Raw genomic sequence first — 18268 nt, 5'->3', positions numbered from 1 at the left:
CCCTCCTTAATTTGTTGTAGGAACTTTTTCTTTCCACACTTCGTTTGTCCAGCCATTCAAGTCATAGTCACTCATTGCTTCATCAACAAAAGATTTAAATGATTCCGCGTTACCCGATCCGATTGAATGGTACATCGCTTCCAGGCGGATATTTTCATGATTTCCTGCATAGTTCACTTCATACAGTTCGTGGCGGCCGCCGAACTCGGTACCAATCGCATCCCATACCATTTTCAGCAATTTGACGCGTTCTTCTGCAGTGACGCCTGTCCCTTTGTAATATTGATCCAAATACGGGCGGATCTCCGGGTTCAGGAAATCTGCGGAGCTCGATGGCAACTGGATCAACCCGCCAGCAACAACCTGTTCAAAGATTTTCTTCACTTTTACCCATACTTCGGGAGCCAGTACGCGGTAAGCAGCTGCCGCGACTCCGTTCGGGATTGGCGTACCGTTGCGCCCAACATCCGGATTCATTGCCATTGTGTCCGACAAGCTCCAAATCATATTGCGAAGTGCTACCACTTCACCGATATTTGCTTGCACACCGCGGAACTGATGAGTCCCAGAGGCTTCAGTCGCTTTCATCAAAAGACCTGTCATGAAATCGAGCTTGACCCCAAGGCGTGCACAGCCGTGGAAGCTGAAGCGGTTGACGAAATGCGTCTCCGGCACGAAACCGTTGGAAACTTCCACGTTGTTGTAGGCCAGGACGTTTTCCCAAGGGATAAAGACATTATCAAGAACAATGACAGCATCGTTTTCATCAAAGCGGCTGGACAGCGGATAATCAAACGGCGAGCCATTCGTCTTCGCGTTTAATTCATATGACTGGCGGCTGATCATCTTCAAGCCCGGTGCGTTCATCGGCACAAGGAAGATCAGCGCATGGCTCGTATCCCCTTCGCCAAGTTCTTTCGGCCCGTAGTTGGCGACGAAATTATAATTCGTGAGCGCTGCAGCCGTTCCGACCATTTTCGCACCGCTGACGACAATGCCGTCGTCCCGTTCTTCAATAGCCCGCACGAACACTTCCTTGTTTTCATGAAGTGATTTCGAGCGATCCATCTGAGGATTGATAACTGTGTGATTGACGAAAGGCATCTCGCGTCCCGCTTTTCTATACCAAGCTTTCGCGTTTTCTTCAAAGCCTACATAATAATCCGAATACGCTTCGAGATGCCCAAGGAACGATGCTTTATAGTCGGGGGTTCTGCCCATGAATCCGTAGTTCAGCTTCGACCATTCCACAATGGCATCACGTGCGCCAAGGAGATCTTCTGCATTACGTGGAGTGCTGAAGAACCGATGGGTCCGGTCACCGTATTCGTTGATCGTCGTCAGTACGTCCTGCTTTTCCGGGTCGTGCAGCGCATCGTACATCCGTGCATAAGACAAAGCTGAATTCCGGTAAGCTGGGTGCGTCGTCACATCATCGATTTTTTCACCATTCAGGTACACCACTCGGCCGTCCCGTAAACTCTCCAGATATTGTTCTCCAGTAAACATGAAATCACTCCGTTTCGTTAAGTTTGATAATGTAGGCCATACATTTGATTCAAACTATATAGCGTAATGAAAACGCTAACAATAACAGCAACTGTCGAGAAAATTCCTTGCAACTGACATAAAGTGTTCAAAAAATACTGAATATTAAATCTTTAAATAATGTGTGTAAACAAGAAAAAAGCACCGGGCAATGGATTGCCCGGTGCTAAAAAAATCATTCAGAAATTATTGTTCTTATTCATAACTACTTCCTTATTTTCTTGTATAATTTCCAGCCGGCAAGCGCGAGGGGCGTGGCGCCGAGAATAAAGAAAAAGAATGGCAGGAAAAGAGACGTCACCGACAATAGCGAAGTGACTGTCAGCAAATTCCTCGGCTGGTTTTTGACTTCTGCCAACCCCATAAAGCCGAGCGCCATCAAACTGAAGAAAAAGATGCACGCGAGCGGCAGCCCTAACGATAAGCCGATTGTGTGTTCAAAGCTTTCATTCGGATAGACTACATCATAGGCAGCGTGTGCCATATACATGACAGCTGCGAATAGCAGCGTGGCACTGGTCTGGAACAGTGCTTTGTTTTCGGTCGTCGTGCTTTTCTTGAAGAATACGATCAAGGCGATATTTCCTGCAATGAGTGTCCCCCAACTGATCAATAGAAATGGCCATGGATTCAAAAGTCCCCTTCTTTCCCTTATCCTGTCGATAAGTATGGTGTTTACCAGTCTAGTATAAAATGACTAAATATTTATAATAATCACATAACCAAACTTTCTTCTATTATACTAAAATACATGCACTTCATTACGCTAAATTAATCCGTCAATTCCCGAAAGGAGGCTCTGGGGTAGTTACATAGCTTTATCGTTCTCTACTCGATCCCACAAAAGGAGTGTTTCAATGATTAAACGATCCACGAAAATGCTTGCCTTGTTGACTATGTCCCCCTTTCTCTTGATAGCGTGTTCCGGTGGTGATTCCGGAAGCGAACAATCGGCTGAACAAGATACGCTCATTTTCGCACGCGGCGGCGATGCGGTCTCGCTCGATCCTTCTGAAGTGACGGATAACGAATCCGAGAATGTTGCGCAAAGCATACTCGAAACATTGACGACTTTCGCGGAAGGCGGGACGACTGTCGAACCGATGCTTGCGACCGAATGGCAGGAATCAGACGATGGGCTGACCCATACCTTTACGCTCCGTGAAGGCGTGAAATTCCACGACGGAACAGATTTTAATGCAGACGCCGTCGCCTTTAACTTCAATCGCTGGATGAACGGAAGCGGTGACAGCTTCCCGATGTACGGCACAGTATTCGGCGGCTATGCAGGCGACGAAGCCCATAATATCGAATCCGTCACGGCCGTCGACGAATTCACGGTCGAAATCCAATTAAGCCGGCCGCAGCCAACGCTTTTGAAAGATTTGGCGCTGACGCCTATGTCGATTTCCAGCCCCGCAGCGATTGAAGAGTCCGGAGATGATTATAGAAGCAATCCGGTAGGCACCGGCCCGTTTACGTTCCAGGAGTGGTTGCCGAATGAGCGGATTGCCCTGGAAAAAAACGACGATTACTGGGTTGATGGCCTGCCGAAGTTGGAAGAAATCATTTTCCGCACAATCCCGGACAACTCTTCCCGTCTCAATGCCTTGCTGAGCGGCGAAGTGGATCTGGTCGCCGGTTTGGATTCCGAATCCCATGAGCAGATTGAAGAAGAAGCTGGGCTCGAGCTTTATTCCCGTCCCCCTCTCAACCTTGGCTACCTCGGCATGACATTGACGCATGAACCGTTCGACGATCCACTCGTCCGCCAGGCGCTTAGTCATGCAGTGAATAAAGAAGCGATGGTCGAGGCATTCTTCGGCGAAGGGGCGATTCCGGCGAAAAACGTCATCCCGCCTGCTGTTGAAGGCTACAACGATGATATCGAACCGTACGCTTACGATCCGGAACGGGCGAAAGAATTGCTGGCTGAAGCTGGGCTCCCCGACGGATTCAGCATGGAACTCTACGCGATGCCGGTATCGCGCCCGTATATGCCAGACGGCGCCAAGGTCGCTGAATATCTCCAGTCCAATTTTGCCGATATCGGCGTCGATGCAGAAATCGTCACGTTTGAATGGGCAACGTATATCGAAAAAGCGATCAATGGTGAAGCCGATACGTTCCTGCTCGGCTGGACCGGCATGAACGGCGATGCGGACAATTTCATCTATACGCTTTTGCACGGTGACAATGTCGGTTCGACCAACTCGACGCAATACGATAACCCGGAACTGAACGCCTTATTGGACCAAGCGCGGATCATCACTGACCAGGAAGAGCGCAATGAATTATACCGTGAAGCGCAAGTCATCCTGCACGAAGATCCACCGATCATCCCGCTCGTCCATACGTCACCGTCGCTTGCAGGCAAAGACAATATCACCGGCTTTGACCCGCACCCGACAGGACGTGTCATGACTTCGGAAATCGACTTTGAATAATTGCCTTACCAGCTGGCTCCCCTTTCTACATAATGGGAGCCAGCTTTTTTATGTTTATAGACAGCTATTTGAGCAAAGAAAAAATAATTTTCAATTAATTCTACACAGTACCTTGCATTGAACAATACTAGATGATATATTATTCATTAATCACTACTGTTTATAAAATACTAGCTAGGAAAGGAGGAAACTCAGATGAACATCCAGTTTAAAAAAGGCGTGTTGAATTTATGTGTCCTGGTGTTGTTGGATAAACAAGACCGCTACGGCTATGAACTCGTCCAGAAAATCTCGAGCCGCATCGCCATCTCGGAAGGCGCCGTCTATCCCCTGCTGCGGCGGCTCACAAAAGAAGGCTATTTCACCACTTACTTGCAGGAATCAAGCGAAGGCCCGCCGCGGAAATATTACTCGCTCACCGAACTCGGCCGTACGTATTTACAGGAACAGCTCAAAGAATGGAAAAGTTTCACGGATGGGGTCAACCAACTAATTGAAGAGGGTGTGCAAAATGACTGAAAACCAATTTTTGCAAGAACTTGAAACAGCGTTGAAACGATTGCCGAAAGAAGAACAGAACGATATTCTCCAAGACATCCGCGAGTATTTTGCGAACGGCAAGGCAGATGGCAAAACCGATAGCGAAATCGCCGATGAACTCGACTCGCCGCAGGAAATTGCCGATGAACTGATCGAGTCGTTTGATTTCAATCAAAGCGATATTAGTGCGGCGGCGAATGAACTGACAGAAGATAAATTCGATCAAGTCGATATCCAAATCGATAATGGCATACTGACGATTGCTCCTTCAGAAGACGGCAAGATGCATGCCGACATCACCGATAAAAGCTACCGCCAGCAGCTGAATGTCGATATCCTCAACCGGACGCTCGTCATCACCTTGAAAGAAGAGCCAAGAAAATGGGGCATCTTCAGCTTTACCGGCAGCATGAAATCACCGAAGCTAGACGTCCGCTTGCCAAAGAAACTGTATGACAAAATCCAAATCGATTCCGACCACGGCATGATCACTGGCGAGCGACTCGACAGCCGCCAGTTGTCCATCGAAACCGATAACGGCCGCATCGAGCTTACGCACATCACGGCGGACCAAGCGAATGTCGAATCGGACAACGGCGATATCGAATTGGCACATGTACAGGCAAAGAAACTGAAAGTCGGCACCGACAACGGACAGCTCCAGCTGCGGGACATCCAGGCAGATGAACTCCATGCGTCAACGGATAACGGCGCCATCGACTTGAAAGACATCAAAGGCAATGTCCGCGCGAAAACCGACAACGGGCGCATTCGCTTGTCGACTGCGGACCTTGACCGCACAATCAGCCTCGAAACCGACAATGGCGCCATCTCGGTCGAGACCCAGGCGCAGCCAAAAAATGCGACAATCCGCGCGAATGTCGATTGGGGAACCGTTTCCGTATTCGGCATAAAAAACCGACACAGCGTCTTCGGCAGCGGAGAGAATGCGGTGGATTTGCAGTCGGATAATGGCAGCATCACGGTTGAATTAGTTAATTGAATAAGCGATTGATGCACGAATGGAAACCAGGCAGGGAACTTCTTCCCCGCCTGGTTTTTCATTTCATCCAACCGGCTGCGTCCTGATATGAAACCTTCTCCCTTCTCATCCGTACTGCTATACAAGAGGTGATGAATCGTGAAGAACAAAAAAGTGTTGGCATTCGTTTTGTTCATTTTCTTGCTGCTCGTCCCGGTCCAGGCGTTTGCAGTTGATTTCGATATTATGGAAGTGCAGATCGAAGCCCAGTTGAATGAAGACGGTACGGCAGATGTCACGGAACAATTCACGTATGAATTCGAAGATGAGTTTAATGGCATCACGAGAAGCTTGATTCCAAAAGAAGGAACGTCGATCGAGGATTTCACGGCAAGCGACAGCCGTCGGGATCTGGAAGTGGAAGCCGAAGACGGCCTGTACAAAATCTACCGCTCGGGCAATGACGGCGATTCGATCCAAGTCGAACTGAACTACCGGATCGTCGGGGCTGTCGAGAAGTTTGAAGACGGCGCCGAGTTTTACTGGCCGTTCTTTGATGCAAGCAACGAAAGCGAGTACGGCGATATGACGATTACAGTCATCCCGCCTGCCCCGGCAACAGAAACCGAAGCGCTTGGATACGGCGAGGCGTTTGATACCTCGAACGTTACGGAAGACGGCACCGCGGTTTTCGATTTAGGCAATGTACCATCCGAAAAAAATGCAGATATCCGCGCAATTTTTGAACCAGAATTGTTCCCTGGTGTCACAGCGCAAGACGGTACGGTGCGCGATGAGCTCGCGGATGACCGTGAAGAACTCGAAAACGAGGCAGCAGCGTTCGCCCGCAACCAACAAATCGCGAAATCGGCTGGGATTCCCGCCATCGTGATACTTGGCGCGCTTCTCATCGGGCTCGTGCTATTTTCTTGGCTGAAGGCGTCGAGACGTAAACGAAGTGTCCAAAGCGGCACTTATGAATTTTTCGTACCTGAAGGCTCAATGAGCATTCCCGCCCTGCTTCATTTTACGAACCCGAGCTATGTAGCGGCGAACGGCATGTCAGCGGCGATTTTGGATTTGATGAGAAAAGGCAAGATTCGCCAACTCTCGGAAGAACATTTCGAACTGGCCGACCGCAGTACCGACCACCCGCATGAAGCAGTATTGATTGGGCTATTGTTCGATACAATCGGAGATGGCCAGGAGTTCACGCTTGAACAAGTTGAGATCTATACGAAAAATGAACTTAATCACGAAGACTACAACGCAGCAACCGCCGAGTGGAATAAAGAAGTAAAAGCCGAAGTAACGGCTCACGACTTTTATGAAAAACACGTCGGCCTGCGCTGGGCGGTCGGCATTCTGAGCGCGGTCTTCATCGGCCTCGCCATCGTTTCAGGCATTTACGGGCTCTTGCCATGGATGGCTTTGTCTATTGCGCTTGCAATGCTCGCTCTTGGGTTTGCGATTGGCTATTCGCCGATCACGCCCGAAGGCCACCGTGTGCGCTACGAATGGCGCAGCATGAAAAACGCTATGGACCAATTGCCGACCGAGCAATGGGAACGGCTGACTATGGACGAAAAGCAGCGTGCTTATGCGTACTTACTCGGCAGCGACCAGAAAACGGCTGAGCGAAAAGCGAATGCCTTCACAGCCGCTGAGCCGGCAAACGATGTCTCTGGCTTCGCGATGAATCCAATCCTTATGACGGCCGTATTCGTCTCGGCCAGCACCACGACCAGTTCGAGCGCCAGCGCAAGCGGCGGTGGAATGGCCGGGACTGGAGGCGGAGTCGGCGGTGGTGGCGGCGGCTCGGGCGCGTTTTAAAACGATAGCTAAAGCAAAAGGAGGATGGCAGCTGCCATCCTCCTTTTCGCATCTATTGAGAAACATAGGTCATTCTTGATGTTATGAACAAAAGCGGAACGTGCCCGGCTGGAATGGCGCGCAAAAAAGCTGCCGAACTTTCTCGACAGCCTGGAGACTCCCCTTGCTTTGTATGAAGAATTTTCTTTATGGAGGGGTGAGGTCAGTCGCGAAGAGCTGGAAGCTTTCCGTCCGGCTCCTGTTCGACCGGAAACTTCGTGAAAAAGATAGTGCCTTCGGGTCCTGTCTCGATAGTGATCGTCGCATTATGGCGAGCTGCCACAGCGTAACAGATACCCAGCCCAAGGCCCGTGCCTTCGTCTTTTGTCGTATAGAAAGGCGTGCCGATTTTTTCGATGATGGCAGGATCGATGCCGCTGCCCTGATCCTGAACTGCCAGCACCACGAAGTTTTCGTTTTCCGGATAGGTGCCGATGGTCAGAGTCTGCCCTTCCCCCATCGCTTCAAGCCCATTGCGATATAAATTGATGATCAATTGCCGGATTTCATTATGATTCAACAACAATTCCGGCACTTCCTGTGTATAAATGCGGATTTGTTTGTTCTGATTGGACGTATCGATTTTGATCAACGGGGAAATGTCCTCGAGAATGGTATTCAAGCTCATCATTTTCATATCGGAAGTCTGCGTATTACCGACCGATAGAAATTCAGTGATGATCGCATTCGCCCGGTCCAATTCACCGATCATCAAATTGAAATGGGAGGCGTGCGGCTCTAATTGCTCGTTGCTTAACATCAATTGCAGGAAGCCGCGTACCGTTGTCATCGGATTGCGGATTTCGTGGCTGATCCCTGCTGCCATCTGGCCGATCAGATCCATATTGGCGAGCCTTTTCAGTTCTTTTTCGTATTTCTTTTTCTCTTTGATGTCTTTCAACATACAGCATATGCCGTCATCAAACGGATAGGCGGTAATTTCAAACCAAAAATCATGCACATCGGATTGAGTTTCAAAGCGGACTGTCACCCGGTCATTCATGGCTCGATGGAACTCGGTATAGGTGATGGTTCCCACAGTTTGCGGAAACACCTCCCAAATGTTCTTGCCAAGCACTTCCTCCACTTTTTTCCCTCCCGGAAAAAAATGATGCTTGTTGACATAGGTGTATTCCCAGTCTTTATTGAGCACAAAAAAACCATCCGTGATACTTTCAATCACGCTGTTGACCCGTTTGTTCGCAGCATACAACTCACGCGTCCGCTCTTCGACCATGCCTTCCAATTGATCCATATACAATAAATTCGAAAACACCGGGGCAGTGGCATCGATAATGGATTGCGCGAACGAAACCGGCAAATCAACAGCCTTTTTCACCCCCACACAAGTACATGACGCAGAAACGATACCATGCACTTTCCCCATGGAAACCATTGGAAGAAGCAGCAGTTCCCCGCGACCACCCATATCGGCCCGGATTGGCTCTTTCTTTGATAGAGCCCGCTTGATCAGCTCTTCATAATTATCGGTTAAGCCCTTTTTGGCAAGATGTTCATGCCAGTCCTGTTCGGCCACCTCACCCGCTGCGTGAAACCTAATTGGCGTGCTGCCTTTCGCGCTCGACGGCTTGATGATATGTGCGGCAAAATCCCCGGTGCCAACTGCCCGTTTCAAATAATCGAAGCACACGTTCAAGCTTGCCCGAATCGTCGAACAAAAAGACAACTCTCGGGTGAGGTCGAGCAATAGTTGCTTTTCCGTCAACAACTTCTCCTTTTGATTGAGGGCTTTCGCGTTTTGGATCGCGACGGCTGCCATGTTTACGTAAGCTTCAACGCTTTCAATCTCTGATGGCGTTAAATTCATCGGTATGCCGTAATTGAACAGGAACACCATGCCAATGAATTCCTTTTCAGAGGAAATCGGCAGCGCCAATAAGGAATTGATTCGGAAGGCTCCCACCGGCGTCAAATCCGGCCGATTATCTGTCGACGTATCCGCTATGTAGATGGTTTTTCTTTTCTCTATTAATTCCGCTGCCAGTGGGTCAGTTTTCGGATCGATAATTTGTGACTGCAGTGTTACGCCGCTCATCATCTCCGGTTTTCCCGCAAAGCCACGGTAAGTGCCATCGCCTTCCGGCAAAAAAATCCCAACAGAATCGCACCGGACAATTTCCTCCGAAATGGCCATTGTGACTTGCTGCAGAACTTCATGCAAATCCAGTTTCATATTAACAATGCGTGTGATGTTCGCAAGCCTCGAATACCGCGATTGATCATTCACCATACAATAACTCTCCATTCCCGCCAACTGATCGTTGGAGTTCATCTGCCACTATCTATTAAAAATTTCTTTTCGGATCACTCTGTTCATCTGTCTACAATATTACTATATTGTTTTGGTTACAACCGATTTATTTGTTAATAAATGTTTATTGTAATTTTTCCCCTTTTAAATAATGAATACCTAAAGTCAATTCCACTTGCTTGGGAACTAGCCTGGCTTGAAATGAATGCCGATAGAAGGTGAAAACTTTCGCGACAATCTAAAAAAGGAGGATGGCAGCCGCCGTCCTCCTTTTCATTATTCTCTTCCTGCGATATACGCCCATTTATAGCTGAAATCACCCGTGAACGGATGCGTGATGACATCATGCACATATGGTTTTTGCAGCGCCATGCTGCCGAACTGATACATATTGGCAATGGCCGCATCTTCTTCAACGAGGATTTTCTCCACTTCAGCTAACGCTTGCCAGCGCTCTTCCGGTTTCAGGGCAAGTTCGCCGTTTGCCTGTTCCAGCAATTCATCCACTTGTTCATTGGAATACGCCATTGTGTTTTGAGGCGATTCGGTCGCGAACAAATCAAGGAATGTGATCGGGTCCTGGAAATCCGGGCCCCAGCCTGTGCTTTGGATATCGTAATCCTGTGCTTCGTTTTTATCGAGCAGGACATTGAACGGTACTTGGCTCATCTCCAGCGTCAAGCCTTCCAGATTGCCTTCCATCTGGTCTTTCATATAGGCATCGATCTTTTTAGAAAGTTCCGTATCGCCGCTTAAGTACTCCAAGCTCACTTCCGTCAGCCCTTCTTCCTCCAAGCCTTTTGCCCATAAGTCTTTCGCTTCCTCAGCATTGAATTCCATCATATCCCCATTGAGCTGGCGGAAATCTTCATTGTTCGCATCAAATGTGAATTCCGTCGGGACCAAGAAATCTGCCGGAATCGACCCGTTGGCAAGGACGACATCCGCCAAATCCTGTTTATTGAATGACAGCGCCAAAGCTTTGCGTAATTTCGGGTTCGCAAGCGGCGTCGGTTCACCTTCGCGCTCCTGGTTGAACTGCAAATAATAGACAGACGGCTTCAAAACGCGCACGACTTCTTCATCTTCCGCGTATTGCATGGCAAATTCGCCTGCCAAGCCGGCACGGTCCGCTTCCCCTGTCTCATATAAATTAACACCGGTCCCTGGATCCGGAACGATATTAAATTCGACCTTATCTAATTTCACCGTTTCCGCATCCCAGTATTCAGGGTTTTTCTCCAGCTCCCACGATGCTGCAGTTGCATCCCAGTTCGCCAAAATGAACGGCCCGTTCGACAACAGATTTTCTGAATCCACGGCGTATTGATCTCCGTGTTCAGTGACGTACGCTTCCTTCTGTGGATAAAACGTACCGAACGCCATCAAAGACAAGAAATAAGGAATCGGGCGTTCAAGTGACACGACCAGCGTCTGGTCGTCTTTTGCAGTAATGCCGAGTTCCGACTTGTCCAGTTTGCCTTCTGCAATCGCAGCGGCATTCTTGATCGTTCCCGCCATCATATACGGGCCGTAAGTCGAGCCTGTTTCTGGGTCCGCTGCACGCTGCCACGCGAAGACAAAATCATGCGCCGTCACGGGCGAGCCATCAGACCAGTTTGCATCGCGCAGCTTGAATGTATAGGTCAATCCGTCTTCGCTGATTTCAGGTTCGGCCGAAGCTATCGCCGGTATGGCCGTATTCTGTTGATCCAGTCGGTAGAGGCCTTCGCCGGCATTGTTCAACATAGTGAACGATACCGCATCGTCCGCCAATACGGAATCCATCGTCGGAATTCCAGACCCTGTCGTTAAGCGCAGTTCCTGGACACTGTCCAGTTCTCCATGCCCAGCTTCACTTTCCGTATCAGATGCCGATTCCTGATCCCCGCCGCAAGCTGTAAGCATCGCAGCCAAACTGGCCGTCATCAACAAAGCCCAAGCTTTATTTCGTTTAATCATTATGAAGCCTCCTAAGTCTATTGCTCTAGTTCATTTCCCCTCCTATTATATACAAATAATAATTTTCTTGAAAAATATATAAAATTTTGAATTTAATAGAGTTGATATTGTCAGTTATTTATTTCAAAAAAACAACAGGATTTCCAAGAGCCGGAAAGTCTGTTGTTTGCTAAAATTATTTGCGGTAGTTTATTTGCTTGGATACAATACGCATGAATTCTTCAAACGAGGCAGAATAGCGGTTCCAATGGTGGTACCATTTGCGGATCGTGTCGAGCAGCCAGAATGGCACCGGTTTGCCGTCGATGATCGGGTAATATTCCTGGTACGCTTTTTTCAAATGCTCCCAGCGGAAATCATTGCCGGGCTTGATGTATTCGGACACATCGAGCAGCTTTGCGCGCCCGTCCTGCAAAATGATGTTTTTCAAATGGATATCCCGGGGATTCAAGCCGATTTCACGAATATAGTCGCGCGCTTTTTCCACATCTACGATGGCCTGTTCAGGAACGTAAATACCTTGCAGCAGGCAGTCGAATAAAGTTGGGCCTTTCTCAAATTTCAACACAAGCATGCGCTCATTTCTTCCATAGCAAGTCGAGAAATAAACAGATTGGCCGATTTGTTCATATACTTGTGCCTCAGCTTCGAGCTTATCCTTTTTGCCTTCTGCGTATACCTTGAATGCATATTCGGGGAAGTTTTCGGATTGGAACACGGCCGCATCCGTCCCGACGCCGATGCAGCGAAAGCTATCTGCCATTCCCACGATTGTCACGGGTTCATTATCAGGATGCGCTGTCACGGTGACAGCCGACAAAGCTTGCGCCGCCAGTTGCCATTGATCTTCATTCATGCCCATCTCTCCTCTGATCGTTCACGGTTTGTTCTATTGAAATAACGAACCGCCCATGTGTTGGCGGTTCGTCTTTATCATAGCATCAGTTCTCCAATTTTCCCTTTTACGCACCCGGCTTCATTTCCTGGCGATTGACCCATTCGCGTACGGTTTCCAGATACGCATCGGGTTCTTCGATCGCCGGCATGTGTGAACTGTTTTCAAACACATGAAATTCCGCATCCTGGACGAGGCTCGTGTAATATTCAGTCGCAGATGGTGTCGCTTCATCGTACCGGCCGCAAGTAAACAAAGCCGGAATAGCGATTTCCTGCAGGCGCTCCGTCGCGTCGAAATGCTTCAAGGTGCCGGTGACCGTGAATTCCGATGCCCCCCACATATAGTTGTAGACACTCGGGTTCAGTTGATCGAGATCTTCCGACAACTCCTTTGGCCATGGGTCGACGCGGCACATATGGGTTTTATAGTATTTCATCACAGCTTCCCGGTAATCTTCGGAATCGGTTGTCCCTTGCTGTTCACTCTGCACTATCGTCTTTTGCACCTGCTCCGGAAATTGCTTCAAATAAGCGCGCTGGTCCCGCTCCCAGCGCTGTGCATCGAGTGCAGGCCCCGAGAATATGACACTGCGCACGCCTGGTGGTTTTGTAAATAAATAAGACGCGGCGAGCATCGTCCCCCAGGAATGGCCCAGAAGATGAATTTCTTCCAGTTCGAGCGCTTGGATCACTTGCACGAGCTCTTCGACGTAGCGGTCCACTGTCCAAAGAGACGCATCTTCCGGCCGCTCCGATTTTCCGCAGCCCAACTGGTCGTATTGGATGACCGGCCGCTCTGCCCCTAGTTGTTGCAGCGGGTCGCTATCGCTGCTTTTCATTCCCGGTCCGCCGTGCAATAGCAAGAGCGGAATACCAGGGCCTTTGCCTGTAATGCGGTACCATACTTTGCCCCCAGTCACGGGAATGAACCCTTCTTTGACATGTTCCATTTCTTCGTACCCCTTTCCCTTATCACTGGCTATTTACTTCATTGTAAACTTTAAAAACCCTTTTTCTCCGCTGGCGTATATTAATTCCCAATCCTCAATGCCTTGCTTTTATTCTGGAGCACCGACAGAATGCTGAGTGCCGCCAGTAAACTCGTTTTCGGGTTCGCTGCCATCTGGTTGTTTTCGACTTGCAGGTGCATCTTGCCGAAATCCCCTTGCGCTTCAATCGTATGTGTATTGCGTTCAATTTCCGGATCGACGATGATGCGCACTTTCGTCTCGTGCACCCCGATGCCTGCAATCGCAAGCACCAAAGCCACATTGATATTTTTCGGGAATTTGCCGACAGCATCAAACGCCGTCCCATCAAATAGCACTTGTTCACGGTCCGTCTCCATCCCGAGTGACATCGGCGATTTCCGCGTCGTCAGCTGGACAGATTCCAATCCACCGAGCGCCCTTGCTGACTGCAACACATCCAAACCGCCGATTGCGCCCGACGGCAGATAGATCTTCGTGCTGTTCGCATCGGCTAATCCGGTCAGCTCATCCAGGAACGCAAAGTCTTTGAACACGCCGATGCTGCTGACAATGAGGTCTTTTTGACGTTCAACCACCTGCTTTATGAACAGCCTTGCCGCATCCACTGTCACAGCTTCCACAACCGTATCGACAGGAGCCGAAAGAAATTCGTCTAAGTCAGTGTAAAACTCCATGCCAAAGCGTTCTTTTAAACGCGTTCCGGCTTCCACGTTGCGCCCGAACACCGCGGTGATGCGCCCATCTGCCATGCTCTTTTCATTCACTTGTTCGAGCAAGTAAGTGGCGATATTGCCGGTTCCGATAATGCCAATGTTCATGATAGCCCCCTCCTCTTGAAAATCTCCTTACTCTTCTTTACCCGTAAATAGAAAAATGCCACCTTCGAAATCGGCTGATTTCATGGAAGGCGGCATTTCATTATCTATTTAAATTGTTCTGTTGCTTATGTTACGAAGCCGACCAGACGTCTTTCGCAAACCGGCCGGATTGTTCAAGTTCCGCGAGCCACGCCAACGCTTGTTCATGCGTCACGCCTCTCAGTTCCTGATAGCTGCGGATCAAGCTTTGCTCTACGGCTGGCGCCATCTTGCCGCCGTCTCCACAAATATACAGATGTCCGCCCTGTTCCAACAGCCCGAGAATTTCCTGTGCGTTTTGTTCCATCAAGTGCTGCACATAGACTTTCTCTTGCTGCTGTCTCGAGAAGGCGCTGTGCAACTCGATCAAGCCAAGCTGCTCGGCTTGCTTCAATTCTTCTTCATATAAGAAATCCTCTTGTGCATGACGGCAGCCGAAATACAGCTGCGCTGCGCCGAGTTGCACTCCTTGTTCTTTCAACCCTTTTCGTCCTTGGATAAAGCCGCGGAAAGGCGCGATGCCGGTTCCTGGGCCTACCATGACGAGCGGTGTTTCCGGGTTTTCCGGCAATTGGAAAGCAGTTTGAGGCGTGCGGATAAAGCAAGCGATCTTATCGCCTGCTTCGCGCTTCGCCAAATAATTGGAAGCGACGCCTTCGTATTCTCCTGTGCCGCTCCAAGCCGCTCCTTTCACGACACTGACCGTGATGCTCGCTTTGCTGGATGAGACACGCGGCGAACTGGAGATCGAGTAGTAGCGGGCTTTCAATGCCGGCAATAAAGCCAAAAAGTGCTCGAATTCCATCTCGCATGACATAAAGCGTTCCAGCAATTCAAGCATCGTTAAACGCTTCGCGAGCACTTCCCGTTTATACGTCTCGTCTTCCACCAATTGTTCAAGCTCCTGTTTATGCGGCGGGCACGGATTGCTTTTCGCGAGTTCGCGGAGTTGCGCGCGCGTTGCTGGTTCCTGTAATTCCACGTAGCTTGCGAGCAATTGTTCGAGCTGGACCGGCTGGCCGGTCGGCAAATGGTTCGCGCGTCCAGAGCTTCCTTCCAGAACTACATGCTCTTCACCTTTCAAGCCGAAACGCGCCAATACACGGCCCACCAATTCCTTGGAATTCTCCGGCAGCACGCCAAGATGGTCGCCTTCTTGATACGCTGCCCCTTCAGGCAACCGGATCTCGATATGGCGTGTACTGCGGTCCGCTGTCTTCAATAGTTCTTCATTGCCGGCAATTACTGCCGTAAACGCATCATATGCACGCGCTGATGGGGTATGGCTGACGCCGCTGATGAATTCCATCGTCAACTGGTTGGTTGCTTGTGCGTTCGTTTCCAAGTCGAGCCCGAAACGTTCGGCGAGTGCTGGCCATAAAGCTTGCTGCCATTTTTCCAGCTCCCCGTCAAAATCTTCGCTGGCATCGCCTTCGCCGCGACCGATGAGCTGCGTGGCGCCTGCTGCCGACAGCTGTTCATCGATGATGCTCGGCACGCGCTGATAGGTCGTTGCCCAGTTGCGGTCTCCGCAGCCGAAGACGCTGTATGTGACGCCTTCAGTGGAATCGGCCATGGCCAGCCATTCCATAAAGCGCACCGCATTGTCCGGCGGGTTTCCGTTATACGAAGCCGATACGATGACAACCGCCCCTTGTGTTGGCAGGTTGCCGGCATAGTCATCGAGCGCAGCTACTTGTGACTCAAAGCCTTTAAAACGTGCCGTTTCCGAGAGCTCCCGGGCGACGCCTTGTGCTGTCCCAAGGTTGGATCCGTAAAGCACCAATAGCGGCGTGCCGTGCGAATCGATGGCTTGCTCGGCTTCCGGCGCTTGTTCTGGCTCTTCCGCAACTGGCGCTTGGAACATCTGCACTTTTCGTCTCGGTTTCACTTTCATCGTCAATCCGTCCGGTTTGAAGGTCAAAGTTTCTTTCACTTCAAGTTGATAATCGGTATGGTCGATCAGTTCGAAATGCTGAAGCACCATGCCGAGCACGAGCACCGCTTCGTGAAGCGCAAATTGCTGGCCGATGCATGCGCGCTGTCCGTTGCCGAACGGCTTGTATGCATGATGAGGGATTTTCGAGATGTCTTCGAAGCGCTCCGGCCGGAAACTTTCTGCGTCTTGTCCCCAAACGCTTTTATCGCGGTGGAGTTCCGGAATGAGTAAAGTGAACGCTTCACCTTTTTCGACTTCATACTTGCCGGCAAGCGTCGTATCTTCTTTCGCATAGACGGAAAATGCCGGTGCGGTCGGCCACAGTCGCAGCGCTTCATTCAAAATCATGCGCACGTATTTCAATTGCTTCACTTGCTTGAATGAAGGCGTCGCATCACCAAGCACTTCGTCCACTTCAGCATAGGCTTTTTCAAGTTTTTCCGGATGCTTCAATAGGTACTGGATCGCGAATGACAATAAGCCGCTCGTCGTTTCGTGTCCGGCAATCAAGAATGTGATGATCTGGAAGCGGATGTTCTCATCATCCAAGGACTGCCCGGTTTCCGGGTCTTTCCCTTTCAGCATATGCGCCAGCAAATCATCTTCTCCCTGATCGCCTGCTTCTTTGCGCTCTGCGATCAATTCGTCGACCAAGTTAAACATATAATCGATGTCTTCCTTGAATTGCTGCTTCGAGCGCACCATCAATTTGTCCTGGATGCCAAGACGCTGCGTCTGGCTCATCGATTCATCCAAAGCACGCACCATCTTCTCGATGAACGGATGAGAATCCTCACGGTAAAAGCTATTGAAGCGGTAATTGAACCCGCACAGGCCGATCGTATCAAGCGTCAACCGCGTCATATCATCCGGCACATCGATTTCTTCGTTCGGATTGAGACGTGCCCATTTCTGCACCAATTGCGACGCGAGATCGATCATTTTCTCGTGATAGCCTTTCATCGCTTGCTGACTAAAGCTCGGCAACAGGATATTATGGGCTTTCTTCCAGTTCGGCTCTTCGGTTCCGCTCGTAAACAAACCGTCTCCTCCAAATGCGCGGACTTTCTGGAGAGCCGGCCCGATCTTTTTATCAAAGCGCGTCTCGTCACAGATCTCCGCGGCCAGTTCCGCACTTGATACAAACGTGCTGGCACGTCCCGGAAAATGGAATTGATAGATCGGCCCAAGTTCACGCGCTTGCTTCATGAACGATTGCACCGGCTTTTCTTTATCGATCAATGGCAAATTGCCAAGCGGGCCGTAGGATTTCGGTTGTGGAAGGTTTTTCATTTCAATCATGGATTAGCACCTCTTCTATAAAATTAAAAACGGAATGAATATTCATTCCTATAAAATGAGAAAAAAACTGGCATCATCACGAATGATGACGCACAGCATCCCAGCAGCTTTCCTCGACTCCTGCCAGTAGTTCCGCCGAGGCTTCAAGTTCCCCTACGCGGATCAATTGATAGAGTTGCAAAAAGCCGCCGAAGATAATGGCGATGAGCGCCTTGGACGGAAGCTCACGGATCTGCCCTTGCTGTTTTCCTGCCTCGAAGAAATTTTCGAGGATCATCAGCAAATGGCTGAATTGCTCACGGCTTCCGGCGTCCAGAAAATAAGCGGATGTATGGGTTTTAATGAAATACAAGGCATGATCGTGCTCGTTCGTAAAACGGATCATCCCTTGGAATAAATGATGGAATTGCTCACGAATGCCCGCTTCCTCAGGATAGTCTTTTTCCAGCGTTTCCTTGAACAAGGTCACATAATGCTGGAACAAGGTGTTGACAAGCACTTCTTTATTGGCGAAATAACGGTAAATCGTCCCCGCCCCGACTTTGGCATCGGTCGCGATCATCGGGATGGTCGTGGCATCAAAGCCGCGTTCGGCGAACAAAGTGAGTGCGCTGTCGAGAATATCATCTCGTTTAGTGGTGGATGTCGGCATCTGGAA

13 protein-coding genes are annotated in these 18268 nt (G+C 49.7%); 4 read left to right on the top strand and 9 right to left on the bottom strand.

The annotated features are described in order from the left end of the window. Positions 1–6 precede the first annotated feature (6 nt). Together DFR62_RS11285 and DFR62_RS11280 are read right to left on the bottom strand one after the other, a co-directional pair. Complete coding sequence (locus tag DFR62_RS11285; RefSeq protein WP_121300475.1) at positions 7–1509, bottom strand: 4-hydroxyphenylacetate 3-hydroxylase family protein; 1503 nt, start codon at positions 1507–1509, stop codon at positions 7–9. Positions 1510–1753: 244 nt separating this feature from the next. Next, positions 1754–2182, bottom strand: a complete 429-nt coding sequence (locus DFR62_RS11280; protein ID WP_121300474.1) for a hypothetical protein — start codon at positions 2180–2182, stop codon at positions 1754–1756. 223 nt (positions 2183–2405) lie between these two features. On the opposite strand from DFR62_RS11280, the gene DFR62_RS11275 reads away from it, so the two are divergent. The 4 genes from DFR62_RS11275 (at position 2406) to DFR62_RS11260 (ending at position 7350) form a co-directional block, all read left to right on the top strand. Continuing rightward, positions 2406–3995 carry an ABC transporter substrate-binding protein gene (locus DFR62_RS11275; protein ID WP_121300473.1) on the top strand — a complete coding sequence of 530 codons (1590 nt, stop codon included), beginning with the start codon at positions 2406–2408 and terminating at the stop codon, positions 3993–3995. Between the two features lie 195 nt (positions 3996–4190). Then, positions 4191–4514, top strand: coding sequence for a PadR family transcriptional regulator (locus DFR62_RS11270; protein WP_121300472.1), 324 nt, complete (start codon positions 4191–4193; stop codon positions 4512–4514). Then, the gene (locus tag DFR62_RS11265) at positions 4507–5538 is read left to right on the top strand and encodes a DUF4097 family beta strand repeat-containing protein (RefSeq protein WP_121300471.1); all 1032 of its coding nucleotides are present in this window, start codon (positions 4507–4509) and stop codon (positions 5536–5538) included. Before DFR62_RS11270 ends, DFR62_RS11265 begins: the two co-directional genes overlap by 8 nt. 138 nt (positions 5539–5676) lie before the next feature. Beyond that, complete coding sequence (locus tag DFR62_RS11260; RefSeq protein WP_121300470.1) at positions 5677–7350, top strand: DUF2207 domain-containing protein; 1674 nt, start codon at positions 5677–5679, stop codon at positions 7348–7350. A 202-nt stretch (positions 7351–7552) separates the two neighbouring features. Here DFR62_RS11260 and DFR62_RS11255 read toward each other — a convergent pair whose 3' ends face one another. The 7 genes from DFR62_RS11255 to DFR62_RS11225 form a co-directional block, all read right to left on the bottom strand. Next, complete coding sequence (locus DFR62_RS11255) at positions 7553–9640, bottom strand: GAF domain-containing sensor histidine kinase (protein WP_121300469.1); 2088 nt, start codon at positions 9638–9640, stop codon at positions 7553–7555. Between the two features lie 297 nt (positions 9641–9937). Next, complete coding sequence (locus tag DFR62_RS11250) at positions 9938–11623, bottom strand: peptide ABC transporter substrate-binding protein (RefSeq protein ID WP_121300468.1); 1686 nt, start codon at positions 11621–11623, stop codon at positions 9938–9940. A gap of 175 nt (positions 11624–11798) precedes the next feature. Continuing rightward, positions 11799–12479, bottom strand: a complete 681-nt coding sequence (locus DFR62_RS11245) for a protein kinase family protein (RefSeq protein WP_121300467.1) — start codon at positions 12477–12479, stop codon at positions 11799–11801. 106 nt (positions 12480–12585) lie between these two features. Continuing rightward, positions 12586–13470, bottom strand: a complete 885-nt coding sequence (locus DFR62_RS11240) for a proline iminopeptidase-family hydrolase (RefSeq protein ID WP_121300466.1) — start codon at positions 13468–13470, stop codon at positions 12586–12588. Positions 13471–13550: 80 nt separating this feature from the next. Continuing rightward, positions 13551–14330: an aspartate dehydrogenase gene (gene nadX, locus DFR62_RS11235; RefSeq protein ID WP_121300465.1), complete on the bottom strand. Its 780-nt coding sequence runs from the start codon at positions 14328–14330 to the stop codon at positions 13551–13553. A 130-nt stretch (positions 14331–14460) separates the two neighbouring features. Then, complete coding sequence (locus DFR62_RS11230; RefSeq protein WP_121300464.1) at positions 14461–17610, bottom strand: bifunctional cytochrome P450/NADPH--P450 reductase; 3150 nt, start codon at positions 17608–17610, stop codon at positions 14461–14463. A gap of 76 nt (positions 17611–17686) precedes the next feature. Continuing rightward, positions 17687–18262, bottom strand: coding sequence for a TetR/AcrR family transcriptional regulator (locus tag DFR62_RS11225; protein ID WP_121300630.1), 576 nt, complete (start codon positions 18260–18262; stop codon positions 17687–17689). Positions 18263–18268: the final 6 nt, after the last annotated feature.

Source organism: Planococcus citreus, assembly GCF_003664125.1.
GTDB classification, from domain to species: Bacteria; Bacillota; Bacilli; order Bacillales_A; family Planococcaceae; genus Planococcus; species Planococcus citreus.
Note: the sequence above shows the minus strand (reverse complement) of the source record. Positions and strands in the feature narration are given on the sequence as shown.

Excerpts from the sequence above, each read along its gene's own strand:
- DFR62_RS11285 (WP_121300475.1), bottom strand. The coding sequence starts at position 1,509 with ATGTTTACTGGAGAACAATATCTGGAGAGTTTACGGGACGGCCGAGTG.
- DFR62_RS11275 (WP_121300473.1), top strand. The coding sequence starts at position 2,406 with ATGATTAAACGATCCACGAAAATGCTTGCCTTGTTGACTATGTCCCCC.
- DFR62_RS11270 (WP_121300472.1), top strand. The coding sequence starts at position 4,191 with ATGAACATCCAGTTTAAAAAAGGCGTGTTGAATTTATGTGTCCTGGTG.
- DFR62_RS11265 (WP_121300471.1), top strand. The coding sequence starts at position 4,507 with ATGACTGAAAACCAATTTTTGCAAGAACTTGAAACAGCGTTGAAACGA.
- DFR62_RS11255 (WP_121300469.1), bottom strand. The coding sequence starts at position 9,640 with ATGGTGAATGATCAATCGCGGTATTCGAGGCTTGCGAACATCACACGC.
- DFR62_RS11250 (WP_121300468.1), bottom strand. The coding sequence starts at position 11,623 with ATGATTAAACGAAATAAAGCTTGGGCTTTGTTGATGACGGCCAGTTTG.
- DFR62_RS11245 (WP_121300467.1), bottom strand. The coding sequence starts at position 12,479 with ATGAATGAAGATCAATGGCAACTGGCGGCGCAAGCTTTGTCGGCTGTC.
- DFR62_RS11240 (WP_121300466.1), bottom strand. The coding sequence starts at position 13,470 with ATGGAACATGTCAAAGAAGGGTTCATTCCCGTGACTGGGGGCAAAGTA.
- nadX (WP_121300465.1), bottom strand. The coding sequence starts at position 14,330 with ATGAACATTGGCATTATCGGAACCGGCAATATCGCCACTTACTTGCTC.
- DFR62_RS11230 (WP_121300464.1), bottom strand. The coding sequence starts at position 17,610 with ATGATTGAAATGAAAAACCTTCCACAACCGAAATCCTACGGCCCGCTT.
- DFR62_RS11225 (WP_121300630.1), bottom strand. The coding sequence starts at position 18,262 with ATGCCGACATCCACCACTAAACGAGATGATATTCTCGACAGCGCACTC.